This is a genomic window from Pseudonocardia sp. OZ21, assembly GCF_059359135.1.
The window spans coordinates 39,740-62,671 of the sequence record NZ_JCADBN010000006.1 but is presented as its reverse complement, the minus strand read 5'-3'; the positions used below and the strand labels follow the sequence as shown (position 1 = coordinate 62,671).

Below are 22,932 nucleotides of genomic sequence, written 5' to 3'. Positions count from 1 at the left end.
TAGCGGCTCGACACCCCCGGTCCCGTAGGGAGGGGCCGGGGCTTGCTGCGGCATCAAATAGCGGTTGCCGCAGGCCTGAAGGAGGCACACACCCATGCTGATCTCTCAGCGCCCCACCCTGACCGAGGACTCGGTCGTCGACACCCGCTCCCGGTTCGTCATCGAGCCGCTGGAGCCGGGCTTCGGTTACACGCTGGGCAACTCGCTCCGGCGCACCCTGCTCTCCTCCATCCCGGGATCCGCGGTCACCAGCATCCGCATCGACGGCGTGCTGCACGAGTTCACGACCGTGCCCGGGGTGAAGGAGGACGTCACCGACATCATCCTCAACCTCAAGGAGCTCGTCGTGAGCTCCGAGGAGGACGAGCCGGTGACGATGTACCTGCGCAAGCAGGGCCCCGGTCCGGTCACGGCAGGCGACATCGTGCCCCCGGCCGGCGTCACCGTGCACAACCCGGACCTGCACATCGCCACGCTGAACGACAAGGGCCGCCTCGAGGTGGAGCTCGTCGTCGAGCGGGGTCGTGGCTACGTCCCGGCCATGCAGAACAAGGCCACCGGCGCCGAGATCGGCCGCATCCCGGTCGACTCGATCTACTCGCCGGTCCTCAAGGTGACCTACAAGGTCGAGGCCACCCGCGTCGAGCAGCGCACCGACTTCGACAAGCTGGTGCTCGACGTCGAGACCAAGCCCTCGATCACGCCGCGGGACGCGCTGGCCTCGGCCGGCAAGACCCTCGTCGAGCTGTTCGGGCTCGCCCGCGAGCTCAACGTCGACGCCGAGGGCATCGAGATCGGCCCGTCGCCGCAGGAGGCCGACACCATCGCGGCCTTCGCAATGCCGATCGAGGAGCTGGACCTCACGGTCCGCTCGTACAACTGCCTCAAGCGCGAGGGCATCCACACCGTGGGAGAGCTGGTGGGCCGCAGTGAGGCCGACCTGCTCGACATCCGCAACTTCGGTGCGAAGTCCATCGACGAGGTCAAGATGAAGCTCGTCGGCCTCGGGCTCGCGCTCAAGGACAGCCCGCCCGGATTCGACCCGTCGGCTGCGGCCGTCGAGTACGGCTCCGACGGGTTCGACCCCGAGACCTTCGGGGACGACGGCCAGGACTACGCAGAAACGGAGCAGCTGTAGCCATGCCTCAGCCCACCAAGGGGCCCCGTCTCGGCGGGTCGCCGGCGCACCAGCGGCTGATCCTGGCCAACCTGGCCACCGCGCTGTTCGAGCACGGCCGGATCACCACCACCGAGGCCAAGGCACGGCGGCTCCGGCCCTACGCCGAGCGCCTGATCACCAAGGCCAAGCGTGGCGACCTGCACAACCGTCGCGAGATCCAGAAGGTGATCCGCGACAAGACGGTCGTGCACCGGCTCATCGCCGACATCGGCCCGTTCTTCGCCGACCGCGAGGGCGGCTACACCCGGATCACCAAGACACTGCCGCGCAAGGGCGACAACGCCCCCATGGCCGTGATCGAGCTGGTCCAGCAGAAGACGGTCACCGACGAGGCCGAGCGCGCCCGCCGCGTCGCGTCCTCGCAGCAGCGGGCCACCCCGGCCGCGGCTCCGGCCGAGGAGGCCGAGGCCACCACCACGGCCACGGCCACCGACGCGGAGGAGAGCACCTCCACCGCCGACGCGCCGTACGGCGAGGGCAGTCACGCCCCGCTGGACGACGCATCGGAGGCCCCGGAGGGGTTCCCGATCAAGGGCAACGAGAGCTCCAAGCTCTACCACGTGCCCGGGTCCCCGTCGTACGACAGCACGGTGCCCGAGGTCTGGTTCGCCACCCCGGAGGCCGCCGAGGCCGCCGGGTTCGAGCTGCCCCGGTCGCAGCGTGAGGACGACTCCACCGAGGAGTCCTGATAGTTCCGCAGCACCCGCACCACCCCGGCGAGCCCGCCGTCCTCCGTGACGGCGGGCTCGCGGGCGTTCCGGGGGAGCTCGACCCCGAGGAAGGGGCGACTCGCGGGCGGGAGACGGGCGACTCGCGGAGGTTCCGTCTCGACCTCGGGTACGACGGCACCGACTTCTCCGGGTGGGCGATCCAGCCGGGGCGGCGCACCGTGTGCGGTGTGCTCACCGAGGCTCTGTCGACGGTGCTGCGGGAGCCCGTGGCGCTGACCGTCGCGGGCCGCACGGACGCGGGAGTGCACGCCACCGGGCAGGTGGCGCACGCCGACCTCCCGGCCGAGCTCGACGCGGCCTGGCTGGTGCGCAGGCTGGCCCGGCTGCTGCCGCCCGACGTCCGGGTGCGGGCGGTGACGCCCGTGCCGGAGGCCTTCGACGCACGGTTCTCGGCGTTGCGCCGGCACTACCGCTACCGGGTGGCCACCGCCGCCCACGGCGCGGAGCCCCTGCGGGCCCGGGACACCCTGTCCTGGCCGCACCCGCTGGATCTCACCGCGGTGACCGCCGCGTCCGATCTGCTGCTCGGCGAGCACGACTTCGCCGCGTTCTGCAAGCGCCGCGAGGGCGCCACCACGGTCCGGGCGCTGCAGCGGCTGTCCTGGACCCGCGCCGAGGACGGGGTGGTCGAGGCCGCCGTGTCCGCCGATGCGTTCTGCCACTCGATGGTGCGCAGCCTGGTCGGGGCGCTGCTCGACGTCGGGCGCGGGCGCCGGACGGCGAGCTGGCCCGCGCAGCTGCTCACGCGCGGCGAGCGCGCGAGCGAGGTGCCCGTCGCCCCCGCCCACGGTCTCACGCTCGTGGCCGTCGACTATCCGCCCGACACCGAGCTGGCCGCCCGCGTCACCGCCACCCGTCGCCGTCGGGTGCTCGGCGGGCAGTGAGCGCCGGCGTCCGCCCGGCGTGCTCGGCGGCGGTGGCCCTGGCCCGGGCGAGCGCGTCAGCGCGGGACCGCGCGGCCGGCAGCCTCAGCGCGGCCATGGCGGGATCGGTGTCGGCGGCGGTGAGTTCGGCGATGATCAGTGTGACCTCGGCGCCGAACACGTCCCCGAAGATCCGCTCCAGGTACGGGGTGGAGTGGTCCCACCCCTCGCGGGGCGATCCTGGGCCGTATCCGCCACCGCGGGCGATGACCAGAGTCAGCGGGACACCGGCCAGGGACCGGCCGAGCGGCGTGTGCCGGGGGTCGAAGCGGGGATCGGTGATCAGCAGGTCGATCCACGACTTCAGGGCCGCAGGGACGCCGAAGTTGTACAGCGGTGCGCCCACGGTGATGGCGTCGGCAGCGAGCACCTCGTCCGCGGCGCGGCAGACGGCGGCCCTGGCCTCCCGCATGGCCTGGGTCCGCAGGTCCGGGGGAAGGAACCCCTCGTAGGTGGCGAGCTGCCACGTCTCGAGCCGGGCGGGGGTCGCGGCGAGGTCGAGGTGGACGACCTCTGCGTCCGGGTCGGCCGCCAGCCAGGCCTGCTCCACGGCATCGGTCAGCTCACGACTGACCGAGTCCTCGTCGCGGATGCTGGAGTCAACGCGTAGGAAAGTCATCTGCTGTTCCCTGTCCCATCAGGTGCGTCCGTTTCGTCATCCCTATGACGGAGCCCGCCGAGCAGAGGGGACAGATGGACCAGCAGGACCGGCTCGCCCAACGGTTCGAGACGCATCGCGACCACCTGCGGGCTGTCGCGTACCGGATGCTCGGTTCGCTCGGAGAGGCGGACGACGCCGTGCAGGAGGCCTGGATCCGGCTCAGCCGCTCCGACAGCGGCGCGGTCGACAACCTGGCGGGCTGGCTGACCACGGTCACCGCTCGCGTGTGCCTGGACATGCTGCGCTCCCGCTCGGCGAGGCGGGAGCACCTTGTGGGGTCGCGGTTGCCGGAGCCCGCTGACGGCCCGGGGGGCACCGATCCCGCACACGAAGCACAGGTGGCCGACGCGGCCGGCCGTGCGTTGCTGGTGGTCCTGGACAGGCTGGCCCCGGCGGAGCGGGTCGTCGTCGTGCTGCACGACGTGTTCGCCGTGCCGTTCGACGAGATCGCTCCCATCGTGGCGCGCTCGCCGGCGGCAGCCAAGAAGCTCGCAGGCCGGGCCCGCCGCAAGGTCCGCGGCGGAGCCGTCGTCCCGGCTGCCGGGCTCGTCCGGCACCGGCAGGTCGTCGACGCCTTCCTCGCGGCCATCCGTGTCGGCGACATCGACGCGCTGGTGGAGGTGCTCGCCCCCGACGTCGTCCGCCGGGCCGAGCGCGCCGTCCTTCCATCGGGCGTGGCCACCGAGATCCGGGGTGCGAGAAGCGTGGCCGAGGAGGCGCGTCTCCTCTCGCGGGCACGTGCCGCCCTGGCCGAGCCGGTGCTGGTGAACGGCGGCGTCGGAGCCGTGGTGGCCCCGCACGGTCGGTTGGTCGTCGCCCTCACCTTCACGATCGCGAACGAGAAGATCGCCGGGTTCGAGGTGATCGCCAACCCTGCCCGCCTGCATCTGCTGGACCTGGCGCTCTTCGACGATCAGGGAATGTTCGCGGACGGCACATGAGCTCCCCGGCCGCCGGGGCGATCGTCCGGTGGCCTCTTCTGCGCGGGTCTGGCGCTGGCGCTCCTCGGCCGTCACACTGACGGCCCGCCCGGCCCCTGATCGTTCTCCTGTCAACTCTGCGTAACTCCCACGGGGAACCGTCTCCTCGCAATGGGAACGAATCCCCCACGCCCGTACCGTGATCCAGAGGGCGCGGCCGGCACACCGGACGCGCCCTTCACACCCGTGCCTGCTGATCAGAACGGAGATGCCGTGCTCACCTCGCCCCCCACGCGGCTGCCCGACCCCGTCGAGACCCCGGTAGCCGCAGCCCCCGCCGCGGCCGCCGCCCCGCACGCCACGATCACGCTGCCGGTACAGGGAGAACTCACGGCCACGACTGCGGCGGACGCGACGGTGACGAGGATGGTGACCGCGGAACAGGTGCAGCGCGCGGTGCTCCAACTGCGGGAACGACCGGGGAAGACCGCGGTGGAGCAGATGCAGGCGGTGTTGCAGGCACTGGGCCTCACCGTGGCGCCACCGCAACGCTGACCCGGCCCGAGCGCGCATCCGAGGAGCGTCCATGACTGCGGATCCCGTCCGGCCGGTCTCCGCCGACCGTGACTACGGCGAGCGCGTGATCGCCGTCGAGCCGGGCGGGAACGAGCCGATCCCGGCCGCCGAGCGCCACGGCCGCCCGCGGCAGCTCTTCTGGACCTGGACCTCCCCGAACCTCGAGTTCGCCACCGTGTTCGTGGGCGTTCTCTCCGTGCAGGCGTTCGGGCTCACGTTCCCCCAGGCCGTGGCGGCCGTGCTGCTCGGCAACGGGCTGGCGGCGCTCGCGCACGGCGTGCTGTCGGCCCGTGGGCCCGCCGCGGGCGTGCCGCAGATGGTGCTGGGCAGGCTCGCCTTCGGCTACCGGGGCAACGCGCTGCCGGCCGGGCTCATGACGATCACGTCGGGCTTCGGCTGGTTCGCGGTCAACAGCGTCAGCGCGGCGTTCGCCTTGAACTCGCTCACCGGACTGCCGGCGGCGGCCTGGCTCGTGGTGGTCGTACTCGTGCAGATCGGCGTCGCCTTCGTCGGGCACAACCTGGTGCAGGTCTTCGAGCGGTTCGCCTTCCCGGTGCTCGCGGTGGTGTTCGCGATCGCGGCGGTGATCGTGCTGGCTCGCTCCGACCCGTCGGCCGTCCCCGCCGGTGGCGGCACCGGCGGCGTCGGCGGGTTCCTGCTCACCGTCGGCGCCGTGTTCGGCTACACGGCGGGCTGGAGCCCGTACGCGGCCGACTACGCCCGCTACCTGCCTGCCGAGTCCTCGCGGCTGCGCACCGGGCTCGCCGCCGGGCTCGGGCTGTTCGGCTCCACCACCGCGCTCATGGTGGTGGGCGCGGCGTCGGTGAGCGCCACGGCGGCGGCAGGGGTGGGGTCCGACAACCCCACCACCGCGTTCGTCGGGGTGCTCCCCGGCGTGCTCGCGAGCCTCACGCTGCTGGCCATCGCACTGGGCGCGATCGCGGCCAACGTGCTCAACGTCTACTCGGGCGCGATGGCCTTCCTCAGCATGGGCGTGGACGCCCCGTTCCGCTGGGCGCGGGCCGTGGTCGCCGCCGCGTTCGGCGTGGTCGGCTTCCTCATCGCGCTGATCGCACTCCCGGACGCGGCCCACAGCTACGAGGGGTTCCTGCTCGTCATCGTCTACTGGATCGGGCCGTGGCTGGGCGTGGTGCTCACCGACCAGTACCTGCGCCGCGGCAGCCTGCCCACCGAACTGCTCTACGACCGCGGCCACCGCAACCTCGCGGGTGTGGTGGCCCTCCTCGTGGGCATCGTGGTGTCGGTGCCGCTGTTCTCCAACCAGGTGCTGTTCGTCGGGCTGGTGCCGCGGCTCCTCCCCGGCGTGGGCGACGTGACGTTCCTCGTCGGAATCGCGCTCTCGGCCGCGGTGTACGCGCTGCTGTTCCGGCGGCAGGCCGCTCACGCCGGGTGAGACGTCCCGCGGCGCTTGCGGGACGGACGGCTCGCCCCGCAGAGTGAGGACGTGACCACCCTGCCCGACCCGGCGGTGACCGATCCGGCCGTGCTGCTCGACGTCGCGCTGGGCGAGGCGAGGGCCGGCCTGGCCGAGGGAGGCATCCCGATCGGGGCGGCGCTGTTCGCCTCCGACGGCACGTTGCTGGGGCGCGGGCACAACCGCCGCGTCCAGGACGACGACCCCTCCATGCACGCCGAGACGGCCGCCTTCCGCGCGGCCGGGCGGCAACGCGACTACCGCTCGACGATCATGGTGACCACGCTGTCGCCGTGCTGGTACTGCTCCGGGCTGGTACGCCAGTTCGGGATCGGTGCGGTGCTCGTCGGAGAGGCCCGCACCTTCCACGGCGGCCACGACTGGCTCGCGGAGCACGGCGTCTCGGTCACCGTGCTCGACGACGGTCGCTGCGTCGACCTCATGACCGACTTCATCGCCGCCCGCCCGGACCTGTGGCACGAGGACATCGGAGAACCCTCATGATCCCGACCGTCGACCTGGCAGCGTGGCGGGGCGGTGCCGCCGGTATCGGTCCTGCCGTCGACGAGGCACTGCAGCAGGCCGGCTTCCTGCTGGTCACGGGCCACGGGGTGGACGCCGCACTGCGCGCCGAGGTGCGGGCGGCGGCGCGGGCCTTCTTCGCCCTGCCCGCCGAGGTGAAGGCGCGGTACGCCGTGCGGATCGGTGGGCGTGGCTGGCTCGCCCCCGGGGTGGAGGCGAACGGGAACGTCGAGGGCGCGGAGACGCCGCCCGACCTCAAGGAGTCCTTCGCCGTCGGGCCGGACACGCCGACCGGCGACCCCGAGGTCGACGGCGTGTGGTTCCCGCCGAACGTGTGGCCGCCCGAGGTGCCGCAGCTGGAGAACGCCGTGGACCGCTACGCGGCCGCGATGACCGCGGTGTCACGCGAGCTGCTGGAGCTGTGCGCGGACGCGCTCGGCCTGTCCCGGGAGACGCTCACCAGCCTCGCCGGCCACCCGACCTGGACGTTCAACATCAACCGGTACCCGCCGCTCACCGAGGTCGGGCCGCCCGTCCCCGGCCAGTTCCGGATCGGATCGCACACCGACTTCGGGACGGTCACGGTGCTGGACCGCGAGCCGGGCGCCGGTGGCCTGCAGGTCGACATCGAGGGCACCGGCTGGGTCGATGCGCCGTACGACCCGGCCGCGCTCACCGTCAACATCGGTGACCTGCTCGCGCACTGGACGGGCCTGCGCTGGCGCTCCGGGCGGCACCGGGTGCTGCCGCCGCAGCCGGAGGCACCGCACGAGGAGCTCGTCTCGCTGGTGTTCTTCTTCGAGCTGGACCACGACGCTCTGGTCACGCCACTGACCCCGCCGATCGGCCGCCGGAACGACCTCGCGCCGGTGGTCTCCGCGCCGTTCCTGCGGGAGCGGCTGGACGCGATCTCCGTCGAGTAGACCGTCCCCAGTTCTGCCGAACGCCCACGGGGCGGTGACCTGCAGAGCTAGCGTCGGGCCGTGTCGCGACCGAGCGCCGTGCGGGCCCCCGCCACCCGCGACCAGGTGGACGCGTACCGGTTCGGCCTGCGCCGGCTCGAGGCGGCCCTGGTGCGCGGCGACCCGGTGCCCCTGCACGAGCAGATCCGGTCGCAGCGCCGCGCGGCGCTGGCCGGGGTGGTGCTGGGGCTGCTCGGACTCTGCGGCGCGGCGGTGTCCGCAGTGGTGGTGCCCAGGCCCACGTGGAACCAGCAGGCCGTGGTGATCGGCGCCGGATCCGGCGCGATGTACGTGGTGGCGCACGGGCCCGACCGGCTCGTGCCCGTCGCCAACCTCCCCGCCGCCCGGCTGGTGCTGGCGGCGCTGCGCACGGGCGGCAGCACCGGTGCCGACCCGGCCACCGCCACCCCCGTCACGGTGCCGGACGCCGCCCTCGCCACCGCGGCGCGCACTCCCACCGCCGCGGTCCCGGGGGCGGTCGCGGTGCAGCCGGGCGGTCCGGTGCTCCCACCCCGGTGGGCGGTGTGCGACCGGACCACGGCCGACGGCACCATCGTCGGCACCACCGTGGTGGCGGGCGCGGGGGTGCCGGAGCCGATGCCGCCGGGCGACGGGGTGCTCCTCGACGGTCCCGACGGCGTCACCTGGCTGGTCACGGCGGGCCGCCGGCACCGCGTCGACACCGGTGACGGCCGGGTGCTCGCCGCGTTCGGGCTCACCGGCCGGATCCCCCGCGCCGCCGCACCCGACGTGGTGTCACTGGTGCCCGAGGGCGCGGCACTGGCCACTCCGGAGGTCACCGGTCGTGGTGGCACCGCCCCCGCCGGGCTGCCGGGGCGGGTCGGCGACGTACTGGTCACCACCCCGGTGGGCGGAGCGCCCCGGCACTTCGCCGTGCTGGCCGGCGGGCTGCAGGAAGTGCCCGACGTCGTGGCCGAGCTGCTGCGGGTGGCCGCAGGGCAGGCACAGGATCTGCCGGTCGGGGCCTCCGAGCTGGCCGCGGCGGCGCTCGTCGACGACCTGCCGGTCGACGGCTGGCCCGCAGGCGCGCCGCTGCTGCGCGAGCCCGCCGAGTCGCCCGTCGTCTGCTGGACCTGGACGGCGGACGGGGAGCCGTCCGGTGCGGTGTGGGCGGGTGCGGCGGAGCCGCTGCCCACGGCGGCCCCACCGGTGGCACTGGCCCAGGCCGACGGCCCGGGCGCCCGCGTGGACGCCGTGGCCGTGGGGCCCGGCGGCGCGGTGCGGGCCACTGTGCCGGGACGCCCACCGGGCACCGGCCCGTTGTGGCTGGTGGCCGCCACCGGCGTCGGCTACGGGGTCGCCGACGACGCCACGGCCGCCGCCCTGGGGATCACCGCCGCCGAGCCCGCTCCGGAGGCGGCACTGCGCCTGCTGCCGGCCGGTCCGGCCCTGGACCTCGCCGCGGCGGGCCGGGTGGTGGACGTGCTGCCGGCCGGCTGAGCCCGGGTCAGCGCGTCCGGCGGGGGCGGCGGCGCAGCAGGATCGCGGCCGCCGCACCCGCCAGCAGCAGCAGGCCGCCCGCCACGAGGTCGACCGGCAGGCCCGGCGAGGGCGCCACCGGGCGTGGCGCGGTGCCGGGGAGCTCCGCCACCGCGGCCACCGCGGCAGGCGGTTCCGGGGGCGGGTGGAGCACGGCGGGCACCGCGGTGAGCGCGGCGACCGGGTCGATCACGCCATGGCCCACCCGGTCGTCACGGCCGTGGGCAGGTGGGCGGGCCGTGGCGAGGATGCGGTCGGTCACCTGCTTCGCGGTGAGCTCCGGATAGCGTTCCCGCACCAGCGCGGCCAGCCCGGACACCCACGGTGCCGCGAAACTGGTGCCCTCGACGCCGGAGGAGGTCGTGCCGCCTCCGACGGCCAGCGAGCGCAGCCCGGTGCCGGGGGCGGCGACGTCCACCCACGGTCCGGGCACCGTGAAGGCGGCCGGGGCGTCGTCCTGGCCGACGGCGCCCACTGCGAGCAACTGGTCGTCGTACCAGCCGGGGAGCGACACCTGGCCCGCGGCGGGCTCGATGCACGAGCCCGATCCCACGTTGCCCGCCGCCGCGACGACCACGACGTCGGACTGGGCGGCGTAGCGGAGCGCGGCCTGCAGGTCGGCGCCCGCCGTGGCCGCCTGGGCGGCGCTCAGGCACACGGCCTCGGAGATGTTGACCACGTCGGCGCCCTTCCGGACGGCCAGCACGACCGACTCGGCCAGCGTGCGGGTGTCACCGGCCGGACGGGTGGTGCCACCCGGCCCGGGGACCTCGAACGACGGGCTCGACTGGCGGATCGCGAGCAGCCGCGCGCGGGGCGCGATCCCGATGGGCGTGGCGGCCCGGCCGCGAGAGCCCGGTTCCGCTGCCGCGGCGAGCAGGCCCGCGACCGCCGTGCCGTGGCCGTCGCAGTCGTCGAGGCCGTCGCCCCCGGTGAGGTAGTCCCCGGCGCCGCGCACCCGGTCGCCGAGCAGCGGGTGCGGGTACACCCCGGTGTCGATCACCGCGACGAGTTGGCCGCGGCCGGTGGCCAGCCGGTGGAGCTCGGGCAGTCGCAGCCGGGTGGCGATGGGGCCGGCCGCGGGCGCCGCGTCGGCCGCGGGCGGGGTGCAGCGGCTGGGCGCGCGCAGGCCGGGAGTGGATCCGGGCGGGTCACCGGCGGGCGGCGGGACCGCGATCGGGGGCGGCACCGGGTGGGCCATGGCGGGAGCCGCCTGCCCGGTGAGCGCGAGCGCCGTGGCCACCGCGCATGCCGCCCGCCTCACAGGCCCTGGACCAGCCTGAACAGGTCCATCGCCGCGAGTGCCAGCGGGATCGAGGCGGCGACGAGCAGGCCCTCCAGCAGGTCGACCGCCCGCCGGGAGACGGGGGACCCCGCCGGCCGGGTGCGCCCGAGCGCGAGCGAGCCGGCCGCTGCCGCCACGAGCAGGGCAGCCGCGACTCCGAGCCGGGCGCCGGGACCCACCTGCGCGGCGACCAGTACGGCCAGCCCCACACCCGCGGCGATGGCGCTCCCGAGCAGGACACGGGCCGGGCCGCGGTCGGCGAAGCTGCGGGCCCGCAGGGCGAGTACGGCCACGGAGACCGCCGCGAAGGCCGGCCCGGCCCAACCGCCCGCCGCGGCGACCGGGAGCGCGGCGGCGGCCGCGACGACCGCACAGCCGCCGACCAGACCGGCGAGAAAACCTCGCGCGAGGTCCGCCCGCTCCGCGAGCTCGGCAGGCGGCAGCAGGTCGGGGCCGTCGTCGGCGTCCACCAGTTCGGCACCGTCGGCCGGCACGACCGGCTGGGGCAACCCGGCGAGCCGCAGCGCGACCCGCGGCAGCACGGGACCGACGGCGAGCGCGACCACGCCGACGGCGGCCGCCGCGGCAGCCGGGGCGACACCGAACCGCAGGACGACGACCGCGGCCACCCCCACCGGGACCGCGGCCACCACGATGCCGACGAGCACGGGGGCCACCACCCGCAGCGCGATCTGGGCCAGCGCGGCCGCGATGCCCGCTGCCGCCGTGGCCAGCAGCAGCTGCGCCGTCCCGCCTGCGGGCGACAAGGCCGCCCAGCCGGCCGCACCGGCAAGGGGAACGGCCGCCAGCGCCGCCGTGCTCGCCGCCCGCTGCCTGGCCGCCGCGTCGAGGGCCTCGACCCGAACCGCCCCGTCGGGCGCCTCCACCGTGCGGGCCAGCCGGGCGGCGTGCGCCACCGCGGCGACGGCCGCCAGCGCCGCGACCGCAGCCGCCCACGGCGTCCCGGTCGCTCCGGGCCAGCCGGCAAGCAGCGCTGCCGCGGCGACGGCCACGGCGAGCACCGCTCCCGCCCCGAACCGGCGGTCGCCTGCCGCGGCGGTGGCCGCGGTGGCCGCCAGCGCGTCCACGGGGTCGTCGAAGACCGGAGGAACGGGCGCCGGGCCCTGGGGGGCGAGCCGCAACAGCTCGCCGTCGAGCACGCCGAGCTCGCCGAGGGTGGCCTCGGTGGGCAACGGGCCGCCCACGGCGCCGGACAGCCGCCACGGGAGCGGGCGCAGGCCGAACACCGGTTCCCCGACCAGCTCGAGGACCATCGGCACCAGCTCGGCGACCGGCACGTCGGCAGGCAGCGCGACGTCGACCCTGGCGCGGGGGGCGAGCACCGTGAGCCGGCAGTAGGCCGCGTCGGCGGCAGCGGCACGCACGTGGTGTCTCCCTCCGTGAGCGACGGGACGACTTCTCCGGAACGGCCCCGGTAGAGCCCGTCGGCTGCCTAGCATCGCAGCGCCGGGGTCGCGGGCGGGCCGGTTCGGCAGAACTCGTTCGGGGCCGGTTGAACGGCGGGAAGGGGTGCCGGTGGGAACTGTCGGAGTGGTGCGGTCGCGGCGGCTGCCACCGCGGATGCCCGGTGGGGAGCTCACGCTCGAGCCTCCCCCCGAGCCGGAGCGGATCGTTCCCGCGGGGATGCTGGCCCGGCTGCTGCCTGTCGTGATGCTGCTCGGTTCGGTGGGCTTCATCGCCGTGCTCGGCCCGCGCAACCCCACCTCGTGGCTCTTCGGGGGCATGTTCGCGATCTCGACGCTCGCCATGATGATGACCGGCGCCGGGCGCGGGGGCGGCAACCGCTCGGCGAGCCTCGACGAGGACCGCCGCGACTACCTGCGCTACCTGTCGCTGCTGCGCGGCCGGGTCCGCGGCATCGCGGCCGAGCAGCGTGCCGTGCTGGAGTCGCTGCACCCGCACCCGGCGGCGTGGCCGGCGGTGCTCGCGGCGGGCCGGCTCTGGGAACGCAGGCCTGCCGACCCGGACTTCGGTCAGCTGCGCATCGGGCGGGGCGCCCAGCGGCTGGCCACCCGGCTCGTGGCGCCGCAGACCGGGCCCGTCGAGGGCCTGGAACCGGTCACGGCGCTCGCGCTGCGCCGGTTCCTGCTGGGGCACGCCGTCGTTCCTGACCTGCCGGTGGCCCTGTCGCTGCGTGCGAGCTCCACGGTGTGGCTCGAACCGGCCGACCCCGCGGAGGGGCTCGGGCCCGCTCGCGCTCTCGCCCGCGCCATCGTCGCCCAGTACGCGCTCTGGCACAGCCCGGCCGACGCGCTGCTCGCCGTGGTCGCACCGCCCGCGCTCGCCACCGAGTGGGAGTGGGTCAAGTGGCTCCCGCACGTCGCCCACCCCCGCCGGTGCGACGCCATCGGCCCGCTGCGGATGGTCTCCGGCGACGCCGACGACGTCCGCCGCTGGTGGGTGGCCGAGCTGGCGGGCAGACCGGTGGGCCCCGGCACCGGTGAGCCGCACCTGCTCGTCGTCGTCGACGATGTGGCCGAGGGGCCGGGGCCGTGGGCGGGCGTCGCGGGGGTCACGGTGCTGCGCGTGGGGGCACCGCCGGGACGGCGACCAGGTCCGTCGGTCGTGCGGCTGCTCGTGGGTGCGCACGGGCTGCACCGCGTCGGCCCCACCGACCGGCAGCACGGCGACCTCGCTCCCGACGACCAGCAGCCGGCTCCGATCGGGCACCCCGACGGGCTCGACGTGGCCGAGGCGAGAGCACTCGCGCGGCGGCTGGCCCGCTACCGGCCAGGCGGCGCCGCGCCGGGAGGGGACGCGACCCCGCGCCGGGCGCCCGGGTTGCCCGCGCTGCTCGGGCTGGAACCGGACCCGGCCGGGATCGCCGCGCTGCGCGCCCGCTGGACCCGCGCCGACACCGACAGGCTGCGCGTCCCGATCGGCGTCGACGAGCGCGGTGGGCCGGTCGTGCTCGACCTCAAGGAGTCCGCGCAGGGCGGGAGCGGACCGCACGGGCTCTGCGTGGGCGCCACCGGATCGGGCAAGAGCGAGCTGCTGCGCACCCTCGTGCTGGGTCTGGCGGCCACGCACTCACCCGCGGAGCTCAACCTGGTGCTGGTCGACTTCAAGGGCGGCGCCACGTTCCTCGGACTCGCCGGGCTGCCGCACGTCTCGGCCGTGATCACCAACCTCGCCGACGAGCTGACACTGGTGGACCGGATGGCCGACACCCTGGCCGGTGAGGTCACGCGCCGCCAGGAGCTGCTGCGCGCCGCAGGCAACCTGGTGGGCGTCGCCGACTACGCCGCGGCCCGCCGGGCGGGAGCCGACCTGCCGCCGCTGCCCGCGCTGTTCGTCGTGGTCGACGAGTTCTCCGAGCTGCTCGCCCAGCGCCCCGAGCTGATCGAGCTGCTCGTCACCATCGGACGGCTCGGGCGCTCGCTGGGGATCCACCTGCTGCTCGCCTCGCAGCGCCTCGAGGAAGGGCGGCTGCGCGGCCTGGAGTCGCACCTGTCCTACCGGATCGCGCTGCGCACGTTCTCCGCCTCGGAGTCCCGCGCGGTGCTCGGCGTGCCCGACGCCCACCAGCTGCCGTCGGCGCCCGGTTCGGCCTTCCTCGCGACGGGCACCGACGAGCTCGTGCGGTTCCGCGCCGCCTACGTGTCGGGCCCCGGCACCACATCGGCGCCGCGGGCCGGTGCCGCAGCGGGACGGCCCCGTGCGTACCCGTTCCGGGTCGGGCCCGTGCCCGTGGTCGCGCCGTCGGAGCCGGTCACCGCCCCCGAGGCCGAGGGCGCGGACGGCCCCACCGTCCTCGACACCGTGATCGCCGCGATGGCGGGTCAGGGCCCTCCGGCGCACCGGGTCTGGCTGCCACCCCTGGACACTCCACCACCGCTCGACGAGGTGCTCGGCCCCGTCCACGCCGGGCCTGGCCAGGGTCCGCTTGCTGCCCGGGTGGGCCTGCTCCAGGTGCCCGTCGGCCTGATCGACCGGCCCTACCAGCAGCGGCGCGACCCCTTGATGATCGATCTGGGCGGCGGTTCCGGGCATCTGGCCGTGGTGGGCGGCCCGCGGGCCGGCAAGTCCACCGCGCTGGCCACCACCGTGCTGGGCCTCGCCCTCACCCACACCCCGGACGAGCTCGGCGTGCACGTTCTCGACTTCGGTGGCGGCGCGCTCGGCCCGCTGGCCGCGTTGCCGCACGTCGGCACCGTCGCCGGGCGCCAGGAGGTCGACCTCGTCCGGCGCACCGTCGCCGAGCTCATCGCCGTGCTCGCCCGGCGCGAGCGGCTCTTCCGCGAGGCCGGGATCACCTCGGTCGAGGAGTTCCGGGCGCGCCGGGCAGCCGGAGCCCACCCCGGCGAGCCGAGCACCGACCTGCTGCTCGTCGTCGACGGGTACCTCACGCTGCGCAGCGACTTCGACGACCTGGATGCGCGCCTGCTGCCGCTGGCCGCGCAGGGCCTCTCCTACGGGCTGCACCTGGCGATCTCGGCCGGCCGGTGGAGCGAGCTGCGTCCGGCGCTCAAGGACCTGCTCGGTGGCCGCATCGAACTGCGGCTGGGTGAGCCGGCCGAGTCCGAGGTGGACCGCCGCCGGGCTGCGGAAGTGCCGTCCCGGCCCGGCCATGGGCTCGCGCCCGACGGCGCCCCGGCCGTCGTCGCCGCCCCCCGGCTGAGCACCGGCGCCACCGACCAGGCCGCGCTCGTGGCGATGATCGCGGAAGCGTGGCCCGGCGCCGGGCTCCCCCCGGTGCGGCTCCTGCCCGAGCGCATCGACCTCCATCGGCTCCCGGCTGCCGGTCCCGGGTCCACCGGAATCCCGATCGGCGTCGACGAGGAACGGCTCGCCCGCGTGGAGCTCGACCTCGCCGCCGACCCCCACCTGATGTGCTTCGCCGACGCGGAGAGCGGCAAGACCAACCTGCTGCGGCTCGTCGCACGCGGGATCACCGGCCGGCACGGACCGGAAGCCGCCCGGCTCGTGGTCGTCGACCACCGCCGCACGCTGCTGGGCGTGGTCCCGGACACCCACCTGATCGGCTACGCCAGCACGGCCGACGCCACGGCCGAGGCGGCCCGCGAGGTGGCGGCATCGCTGCGCAGGCGACTCCCCGGCCCGGACGTCACGCCGCGGGCTCTGCGCGAGCGCAGCTGGTGGACCGGACCCGAGGTGTACGTGCTCGTCGACGACTACGACCTCGTCGCGCCCGGTGGGGGCGCGCAGCACCCGCTCATGCCGCTGGTGGAGTTCCTCGCGCAGGCCAAGGACGTCGGCCTGCACCTGGTCGTGGCCCGGCGCTGCGGCGGTGCCGGGCGGGCGCTGTTCGACCCGCTGCTCGGGCGGCTGCGCGAGCTGGCCGCACCCGGGCTGGTGATGAACGGCAGCCCCGACGAGGGTGCGCTGGTCGAGTCGGTCAAGCCGGCGTCCCTGCCGCCGGGGCGCGCCTCTCTCGTCGACCGGCGGCGTGGCGCCCGCCGCGTCCAGCTCGCCTGGCTGCCGCCGGACACCGAGGACGACCCGTGACCGGCCGGCACAGCGGGGGAGGACGGTGAGCGGCACACCGGTCCGGGTCGCCGTCCAGCTGGGGGCGGCCACGGCGCGGGTGGCCGCAGCAGGTGCCGACGGTGAGCCGTGGCTGGTGGCGCGGACGCCCGCTCGCGGCGCCACGGTGGCGTCGCTGCTGGCGGAGCTGGCCCCCGGACCGGAGGAGCTGGTGCTGGTCCATCCGCCGGGCTGGCCCGCGCCGCGCACGGCGTCCTGGGTGGGCCGGTGCGCCGGTCTCGCCGGGCGGGTCCGTGCCGTCCCGGCGCCGGTCGCCGCGGCCGGGTGGAGGGACGTGGCCGTGCTCGACGTCGGGCACGGGGCCGCGGAGGCCACCCGGGTGGACTCGGCGGGCAACGTGCTCGCCGTTCGGTCCAGCGCGGTGGCCGGAGCCGCACTGGACGCGGTCCTGGCGGAGCTGCTCGGGCTGCCGTCGGACGACCCGGCGGCCGTTCACGAGGCGCGGCGAGTACGTGAGGCGCTCTCTCTGCTGCCGGCGGTCGCATCCGAGCCGGTGCTGGTGAGGGCGAGCGAGGTTCGCCCGTTGCTGGCGCGGCAGCTCGCCGTCGCGGTCGACGCGTTGCGCGAGGTGCTGCAGCAGACCGGACCTGCCCCGGTGCTGCTCCTCGGCGGTGTGGCACGGACCCCGCTCCTCGCGGAGCTGGTGGACGAGGCGGGCGTCGCGGACGTCGTCGTGGCCCCGCGGCCGGACGTCGCCGCGGTGCTGGGGGCGTTGGTGCTGCCCGACACCGGCGGTCACCCAGGGTCGATGCAGATGGCGGGTGCCGGGTGGACTCCGCGCCGCGGGTCGACCGGCGCGGGGCCGTTCTCGGCTCCCGGCACCGGGCCGGAGCGCAGTGCCGCCCCGGTCGTCCGCAGACTGCCCCCGCCGCCGGTCCGGGCCCGCAGCCTGCCGCGGATCGTCCTGCCGGCCGTCGCGGCTGCTGTGCTCGTCGCTGGCCTCATCGGCCTCGGTGCCATCCTGCCCTCGCAGCGGCCGGCTGCCGCGGTGCCTGCCGGGGTGCTCGTGCAGTACGGCTACCGGCTCGACGTCCCGGCGGGGTGGGAGCACACCGGTGGGTTGCCGGAGCGGCGCCGCACCCTGCTCACCCCGGCCGGGGCGCCGGAGGGCAGCGATCTCATCGCGGTCGAGCGCAGCCCGCTCGGCTACGACACCGGCGCCGAGCCCGAGCGGGCCCGGGCCGAGCTGCGCGCCGAGTTCGAGTCCGCGGTGGCGGCCGGTTCCGCGTTGCGCGGCTACACGACCACCACGCTCGCCGGGCGCGAGGTGGCGACCTACCGCCAGCGCGGGGAGGACGGCCGGACCGTCGTCGACTGGTTCGTGCTCCTCGACGGGGACGCGCAGCTCAGCGTCGGCTGTCGGCACACGGCAGCGGGCAGCACCGCGGTGCGGGCCGCCTGCGATCTGGTCGTCGCCTCGGTGCGACGGGCCTGAGCCCGGCCGTCCGGGCCGCGATCACTACCGTCACGCGCGTGCGCGGAAACGGGATGAAGGTCCTGATCGTCGGTGCGGGCATCGCGGGGCTCGGAGTGGCGCGTGCCCTGCGTGAGTGGGGCGCCGAGATCGACCTCGTGGACCGGGCGGCCGGCCCTGAGCTCGGAGGGACCGGCATCTACCTGCCCGCCAACGCCGTGCGCGCCCTGGGCATGCTCGGGCTCGAGGAGCAGGTCGTCGACCGGGCCTGTCGCATCGACCGGCAACGCGTGGCCAACCAGACCGGGCGCGTGCTCTACGAGGTGGACACCCGCTCGCTGTGGGGCGGGGTCGCCGCCAGTGTCGCGGCGCGCCGCGCCGACCTGCATCGGGTGCTCCTCGGTGGCGTCGACGGGCTGCAGGTCCGCTACGGGCGCAGCCCCCTTGCGGTCGAACCGCGCGACTCGGGTGCCACCGTCGAGTTCGACGACGCCACCCGGGAGCGCTACGACCTGGTCATCGGCGCCGACGGCGTCCGCTCGGCGGTCCGGAGGCTCGTATTCGGCGACGGTGGTCTGCGGCCGTCCGGGCTGCACGCCCGCCGCTTCCTCGGGCCCCGCCACGACGACGCGCCGGTCTGGTCGGCCCTCTTGGGCCGTGGCGTGTCGTTCCTGACGATCCCGCTCGGACCGGACGAGGCGTACTACTACTGCGACACGTCCACGGCCGAGGCCGATCGCGGCCTGACCGACGTGCTGGCCGGATTCGCGACGCCGGCCGGGGAGATCGCCGGAGCCGCGGAGGCGGTGCAGGGCGGGCCCGTCGAGGAGGTGGTGCTCGACGGCTGGAGCCGCGGTCACATTCTCCTGCTGGGCGACGCCGCGCACGCGACACCGCCGAACATGGCACAGGGGGCCGCCATGGCCCTGGAGGACGCACTGGTGCTGGCGCAGACCCTGGACTCGGCCGGCACGGTCGCCGCCGCGCTGCGGGCGTACGAGGCCCGCAGGCGCCCGCGCGTGGAGTGGGCACAGCAGCAGACCCGCAAGCGCGACCGCGCGCGTGCGATGGCCCCGGTCCTGCGTGACGTCGTGATGGGCGCGGCCGGCGAACGGATGTTCCGCGCGAACTACCGGCAGCTGATCCCGGCCCCCTGAGCGGTCCCACAGCCCCTCCGCGTTCGCACCCGCACACGATCCCGCCGGTTCGGCCCCGCACGGGCGCGCTCCCTGCGACGGTGGCCCGACAAGCAGACCGCAGGCACGGGACAGGGGTGATCGGCATGGCCGACGGGTTCGGCACCACCGTCGAGGAGATGCAGCGGGCCGGGCGGCACGTGTTCACGGTGAACGACACCGTGCAGGCCGACCTGGCCACGTTGCGCGGCAGGCTCGCCCCGTTGGCCGGGGCGTGGCGGGGAGAGGCGGCCACGGCGTTCACCGCGTTGATGGCCCGGTGGGATACCGACGCCCGCGCCCTGAGCGAGGCTTTGCGCACCATCGGCGAGGCGATCGAGGGCACGGGCGCGAGCTACCGCGCGCAGGAGGAGCAGCACACCGGCGACCTGTCCGCGATCCGCGCGGCGCTGGGCTGAAGGGGGATCCATGTCTGAGATCAAAGTCACGTTCGGGGCGCTGGAGGCGGCGCGGGCCGACGTCGGGGCCACCGCGGGCCGCATCTCCGGCCAGCTCGAGGAGCTCAAGCGGTTCCTCGCGCCCATGGTCGCCACCTGGGAGGGGCAGGCGGCCACGGAGTACCAGGCCACGCAGCGCAAGTGGGACACGGCCGCAGCCGACCTGGCAGCGGTACTGGCTCAGATCGGGGTGGCGCTGGGCACAGCCAACGACAGCTACCAGCAGGTCGAGCGGGCAAACGCGGCCCGCTGGCGGTAGTTGCCGGGGCTGCGGGCGAGGGCTACCCGGCGGTTGGAGGGGGCGTTTTGACCCTGCTTCGGACCGGCGGGTACCCTCGTTCTTCGACGTGCGGTGGGTGAAGACCCGCGGTCGCTTGACGGCGGCCCGCATGGTCCGTCCGCGGGCCCGGCGCCTTGCTCCCGCACCCGCGCACCGAAGGCAGCTCACGAGTTTCTCGACGAGCACAAGACAGCGACGAGGTAGGTCCGTGCCCACGTATAGCCCCAAGCCCGGCGAGATCACCCGCGCCTGGCACGTGATCGATGCCACGGACGTGGTGCTCGGCCGCCTCGCCACGCATGCAGCCACGCTCTTGCGTGGCAAGCACAAGCCGACGTACGCCCCGCACATGGACACCGGCGACTTCGTCGTCATCGTCAACGCGGAGAAGATCGCCGTCTCGGGCAACAAGCGGACGGACAAGTTCGTCTACCGCCACAGCGGCTTCCCGGGCGGTCTCAAGCAGCGCTCGGTCGGTGAGATGATCGAGAAGCACCCCGACCGTCTCGTCGAGAAGGCGATCAAGGGCATGCTGCCGAAGAACCGTCTCGGCCGGGCGATGAGCAAGAAGCTCAAGGTGTACGCCGGGCCCGACCACCCGCATGCCGCGCAGCAGCCGGCCGCGTTCGAGATCACCCAGGTCGCTCAGTGACCACCCCAGAGAACGAAGAGGGACAGCCCGTGACCACCCCCGAGCCCGGGACCGAGGCTGCCGAGACCGCGGCCGCCGAGATCGAGGCCGTCGAGGAGGCCGCGCTCGAAGCCGACGCCACGGACCTCGCCGACGCCGACACCGAGACCGATGTCGCCGACAGCGACGCCGCCGACGAGTACGACACCGACGTCGATGTCGACATCGACACCGACATCGACGTGTCCGCCGTCCCGGCTGTGTTCTCCGACCGGCCGATCCAGACCGTCGGGCGCCGCAAGGAGGCCGTCGTCCGTGTCCGGCTCATGCCGGGCACCGGATCGTTCCGCCTCAACGGGAAGACTCTCGAGGAGTACTTCCCCAACAAGCTGCACCAGCAGCTGATCCGTGAGCCGCTGGTCACCGTCGAGAAGACCGAGCGCTTCGACATCTTCGCCAACCTCCACGGTGGCGGCACGTCGGGCCAGGCCGGTGCGCTGCGCCTGGCCATTGCGCGCGCGCTGATCGAGGCCGACTCCGAGGACCGCCCGCCGCTCAAGAAGGCCGGCTTCCTCACCCGTGACCCGCGCGTCATCGAGCGCAAGAAGTACGGCCTCAAGAAGGCCCGTAAGGCTCCTCAGTACAGCAAGCGCTGATCTTGGATCTGCCTGCTGGCGACCGTGCAAGCTCGGTCGCAGTGCGACGCCTGTTCGGCACCGACGGCGTTCGCGGACTGGCCAACGGCGAGCTCCTCACTCCGGAGCTCGCCGTAGCCCTTTCCGCGTCCGCCGCTCGTGTGCTCGCGGAACGTGACAGGTCCCGGCGTCCGGTGGCCGTCGTCGGCCGGGACCCGCGGGCGAGCGGGGAGATGCTCGAGGCCGCGGTCGTCGCCGGCCTGACATCGGCCGGGGCCGACGCGGTGCGGGTCGGAGTGCTGCCCACCCCCGCGGTCGCCTATCTGGTCGCGTCGCTCGGTGCCGACTTCGGCGTGATGATCTCCGCATCGCACAACCCGATGCCGGACAACGGCATCAAGCTCTTCGCGGCGGGCGGCCACAAGCTCCCCGACGCGCTCGAGAGTGCGATCGAAGACGGCCTCGGCACCCGTCACGAGCGTTCGACCGGAAAGCGCATCGGCCGGGTCCACGATCTCGTCGACGCCGCCGAGCGCTACCGCGACCACCTGGTCACGGCCACGCCCGGCTCGCTCGCCGGGCTGCGGGTCGTGGTCGACTGTGCCCACGGGGCCGCGTCCGCCGTCGCGCCGGAGGCGTATCGCAGGGCCGGTGCCGAGGTCATCGCGATGCACGCCGACCCCGACGGGCTCAACATCAACGACGGCGTGGGGTCCACCCACCTGGGGCCGCTCCAGAAGGCCGTCCGCGAGCACGGTGCCGATCTCGGCATCGCCCATGACGGCGACGCCGACCGCTGCCTGGCCGTCGACGCCAGCGGCGCGGCGGTCGACGGCGACCAGATCATGGCGGTGCTCGCCCTCGCCATGCTGGAGTCCGGCGAGCTCGCCCACGACACCCTGGTCGCCACCGTGATGAGCAACCTGGGCCTGCACCTGGCGATGCAGGAGGCCGGTATCGCGGTGCGCACCACCCAGGTCGGCGACCGGTACGTGCTCGAGGAGCTGCGGACGGGCGGGTTCAACCTCGGTGGCGAGCAGTCGGGCCACGTCGTGCTCCCGCAGCACTCCACCACCGGCGACGGCCTGCTCACCGCGCTGCAGCTGATGGCCCGGATGACGGCCACCGGTTCGTCTCTCGCCGGGCTGACGTCGGTCATCACGCCGCTGCCGCAGGTGCTCCGCAACGTGCAGGTGGCCGACAAGGCCGCGGTCGCCGGGTCAGTAGCTGTGCGGGAGGCCGTCGAGGCCGCTGAGGCGGAGCTCGGCGCCACCGGTCGCGTGCTCCTGCGCCCGTCCGGCACCGAGCAGTTGGTGCGGGTGATGGTCGAGGCGCCCACCGCCGAGCAGGCGGACACCGTGGCGCTCCGGCTGGCCGAGGTCGTCGCCGCGGCGAGCTGATTCGCCCGTTCCGCCTCGCTCCACCGCCTCCGTACTGCACCATCAGGCCATGCCGCCCGAGCTGCGCCTGCACCCCGATCGGCTCCGCTCCCACGCCGTCACTGCCGCGGGCCTCTCCGAGGACCTCCGGGCAGCCCTCCGGTTCGCGCCCGGCCCCGTGGGCGGCCACGCTCTGGCGGCGGAGCACGACCGGTTGAGTGCTGCCGTGCTCGTCGCGGTCCGCGAACTGGCCGAGCTCAGCGCCGCACTCGCTGATGCCGCCTCGGGAGCGGCGAGCGCAGACGAGACCGTCGCCGGGGTGCTGCGCCGGATCCAGGACGAACTCGCCGGCGAGGAGCACCCGTGACCCGTGCCGATGCCGATGCCGATGCCGAGGCACTGTCCGGTGCGGGGCAGTGGTGGACCGGGCTCGCCGACGCGCTGGCCGAGATCGGGCGGCGGGTCGGCAGGCTGTCGGCGGAGATCACCCAGGACTGGCCGGACGGCCGGGGCCAGGAATGGGTGGAGCGCACCGCGCATCTGGGCCACGATCTCGGCCGCGAGGCCAGGGCCGCCGCTGAGCTGGGCGAGTCATACGCGCGGCAAGCTGCAGACCCGTATCGATGGGACCCACCCCCCGCCCGCCATACCGGCGTCCGCCTGGGCAGCACGGAAGCCCGTCGCACGGACGACGAGCGCGGAATGAGAATCGCCGAACTCCCGGACTGACCCTGCG

At 75.0% G+C, this 22,932-nt stretch carries 22 protein-coding genes; 19 read left to right on the top strand and 3 right to left on the bottom strand.

Features of this window, described 5'->3' with window-relative positions:
* Positions 1-94: 94 nt before the first annotated feature.
* From AC5L35_RS16135 to truA, 3 genes are read left to right on the top strand one after another with little or no spacing between them, the layout of a single operon-like run.
* Positions 95-1,138, top strand: coding sequence for a DNA-directed RNA polymerase subunit alpha (locus AC5L35_RS16135; protein ID WP_495060463.1), 1,044 nt, complete (start codon positions 95-97; stop codon positions 1,136-1,138).
* A 2-nt stretch (positions 1,139-1,140) separates the two neighbouring features.
* Entirely contained in the window at positions 1,141-1,869 is a 729-nt protein-coding gene (gene rplQ / locus AC5L35_RS16130; RefSeq protein ID WP_495060462.1) for a 50S ribosomal protein L17, sunset domain variant, read from the top strand.
* Complete coding sequence (gene truA, locus AC5L35_RS16125; protein WP_495060718.1) at positions 1,869-2,795, top strand: tRNA pseudouridine(38-40) synthase TruA; 927 nt, start codon at positions 1,869-1,871, stop codon at positions 2,793-2,795. Before rplQ ends, truA begins: the two co-directional genes overlap by 1 nt.
* On the opposite strand, the gene AC5L35_RS16120 is transcribed toward truA, so the two are convergent.
* Positions 2,755-3,453 (bottom strand): FMN-dependent NADH-azoreductase, encoded by a 699-nt coding sequence (locus AC5L35_RS16120; protein WP_495060461.1) that lies wholly within the window; start codon positions 3,451-3,453, stop codon positions 2,755-2,757. The two genes, truA and AC5L35_RS16120, sit on opposite strands and share 41 nt — an antisense overlap.
* 44 nt (positions 3,454-3,497) lie before the next feature.
* Between AC5L35_RS16120 and AC5L35_RS16115 the strand changes: the two genes are divergently transcribed.
* The 6 genes from AC5L35_RS16115 to eccB all read left to right on the top strand — a co-directional run bounded on the left by AC5L35_RS16115 (position 3,498) and on the right by eccB (position 9,371).
* Positions 3,498-4,436, top strand: a complete 939-nt coding sequence (locus AC5L35_RS16115; protein WP_495060460.1) for a sigma-70 family RNA polymerase sigma factor — start codon at positions 3,498-3,500, stop codon at positions 4,434-4,436.
* Positions 4,437-4,688: 252 nt separating this feature from the next.
* Positions 4,689-4,970, top strand: coding sequence for a hypothetical protein (locus AC5L35_RS16110; RefSeq protein WP_495060459.1), 282 nt, complete (start codon positions 4,689-4,691; stop codon positions 4,968-4,970).
* A gap of 31 nt (positions 4,971-5,001) precedes the next feature.
* Positions 5,002-6,405 (top strand): purine-cytosine permease family protein, encoded by a 1,404-nt coding sequence (locus AC5L35_RS16105; RefSeq protein ID WP_495060458.1) that lies wholly within the window; start codon positions 5,002-5,004, stop codon positions 6,403-6,405.
* 51 nt (positions 6,406-6,456) lie between these two features.
* Positions 6,457-6,930: a nucleoside deaminase gene (locus AC5L35_RS16100; RefSeq protein WP_495060457.1), complete on the top strand. Its 474-nt coding sequence runs from the start codon at positions 6,457-6,459 to the stop codon at positions 6,928-6,930.
* Positions 6,927-7,871, top strand: a complete 945-nt coding sequence (locus AC5L35_RS16095; protein WP_495060456.1) for an isopenicillin N synthase family dioxygenase — start codon at positions 6,927-6,929, stop codon at positions 7,869-7,871. Before AC5L35_RS16100 ends, AC5L35_RS16095 begins: the two co-directional genes overlap by 4 nt.
* A gap of 60 nt (positions 7,872-7,931) precedes the next feature.
* The gene (gene eccB / locus AC5L35_RS16090; protein ID WP_495060455.1) at positions 7,932-9,371 is read left to right on the top strand and encodes a type VII secretion protein EccB; all 1,440 of its coding nucleotides are present in this window, start codon (positions 7,932-7,934) and stop codon (positions 9,369-9,371) included.
* A 7-nt stretch (positions 9,372-9,378) separates the two neighbouring features.
* Here the strand turns inward: eccB and mycP are convergent, their stop codons facing one another.
* Together mycP and eccD are read right to left on the bottom strand one after the other, a co-directional pair.
* The gene (mycP, locus tag AC5L35_RS16085) at positions 9,379-10,653 is read right to left on the bottom strand and encodes a type VII secretion-associated serine protease mycosin (protein ID WP_495060454.1); all 1,275 of its coding nucleotides are present in this window, start codon (positions 10,651-10,653) and stop codon (positions 9,379-9,381) included.
* Positions 10,654-10,670: 17 nt separating this feature from the next.
* Complete coding sequence (gene eccD, locus AC5L35_RS16080; RefSeq protein WP_495060453.1) at positions 10,671-12,080, bottom strand: type VII secretion integral membrane protein EccD; 1,410 nt, start codon at positions 12,078-12,080, stop codon at positions 10,671-10,673.
* A 151-nt stretch (positions 12,081-12,231) separates the two neighbouring features.
* Between eccD and eccCa the strand changes: the two genes are divergently transcribed.
* The 10 genes from eccCa to AC5L35_RS16030 all read left to right on the top strand — a co-directional run bounded on the left by eccCa (position 12,232) and on the right by AC5L35_RS16030 (position 22,925).
* Positions 12,232-16,185, top strand: a complete 3,954-nt coding sequence (gene eccCa, locus AC5L35_RS16075) for a type VII secretion protein EccCa (RefSeq protein WP_495060452.1) — start codon at positions 12,232-12,234, stop codon at positions 16,183-16,185.
* 25 nt (positions 16,186-16,210) lie between these two features.
* A complete protein-coding gene (locus AC5L35_RS16070; RefSeq protein ID WP_495060451.1) occupies positions 16,211-17,659 on the top strand; it encodes a type VII secretion-associated protein in 1,449 nt (482 codons plus the stop codon).
* A 38-nt stretch (positions 17,660-17,697) separates the two neighbouring features.
* Complete coding sequence (locus AC5L35_RS16065) at positions 17,698-18,795, top strand: FAD-dependent monooxygenase (protein ID WP_495060450.1); 1,098 nt, start codon at positions 17,698-17,700, stop codon at positions 18,793-18,795.
* A 125-nt stretch (positions 18,796-18,920) separates the two neighbouring features.
* Positions 18,921-19,232 carry a WXG100 family type VII secretion target gene (locus tag AC5L35_RS16060; RefSeq protein ID WP_495060449.1) on the top strand — a complete coding sequence of 104 codons (312 nt, stop codon included), beginning with the start codon at positions 18,921-18,923 and terminating at the stop codon, positions 19,230-19,232.
* Between the two features lie 10 nt (positions 19,233-19,242).
* Positions 19,243-19,530, top strand: coding sequence for a WXG100 family type VII secretion target (locus tag AC5L35_RS16055; RefSeq protein ID WP_495060448.1), 288 nt, complete (start codon positions 19,243-19,245; stop codon positions 19,528-19,530).
* Positions 19,531-19,759: 229 nt separating this feature from the next.
* Positions 19,760-20,203 (top strand): 50S ribosomal protein L13, encoded by a 444-nt coding sequence (gene rplM, locus AC5L35_RS16050; RefSeq protein ID WP_495060447.1) that lies wholly within the window; start codon positions 19,760-19,762, stop codon positions 20,201-20,203.
* Between the two features lie 29 nt (positions 20,204-20,232).
* Positions 20,233-20,838, top strand: coding sequence for a 30S ribosomal protein S9 (rpsI, locus tag AC5L35_RS16045; protein WP_495060446.1), 606 nt, complete (start codon positions 20,233-20,235; stop codon positions 20,836-20,838).
* A gap of 41 nt (positions 20,839-20,879) precedes the next feature.
* Positions 20,880-22,217, top strand: coding sequence for a phosphoglucosamine mutase (gene glmM / locus AC5L35_RS16040; protein WP_495060445.1), 1,338 nt, complete (start codon positions 20,880-20,882; stop codon positions 22,215-22,217).
* 49 nt (positions 22,218-22,266) lie between these two features.
* Positions 22,267-22,563 carry a hypothetical protein gene (locus AC5L35_RS16035; protein WP_495060444.1) on the top strand — a complete coding sequence of 99 codons (297 nt, stop codon included), beginning with the start codon at positions 22,267-22,269 and terminating at the stop codon, positions 22,561-22,563.
* Positions 22,560-22,925: a hypothetical protein gene (locus AC5L35_RS16030; RefSeq protein ID WP_495060443.1), complete on the top strand. Its 366-nt coding sequence runs from the start codon at positions 22,560-22,562 to the stop codon at positions 22,923-22,925. The genes AC5L35_RS16035 and AC5L35_RS16030 overlap by 4 nt, the downstream gene beginning before the upstream one ends.
* Positions 22,926-22,932 lie beyond the last annotated feature (7 nt).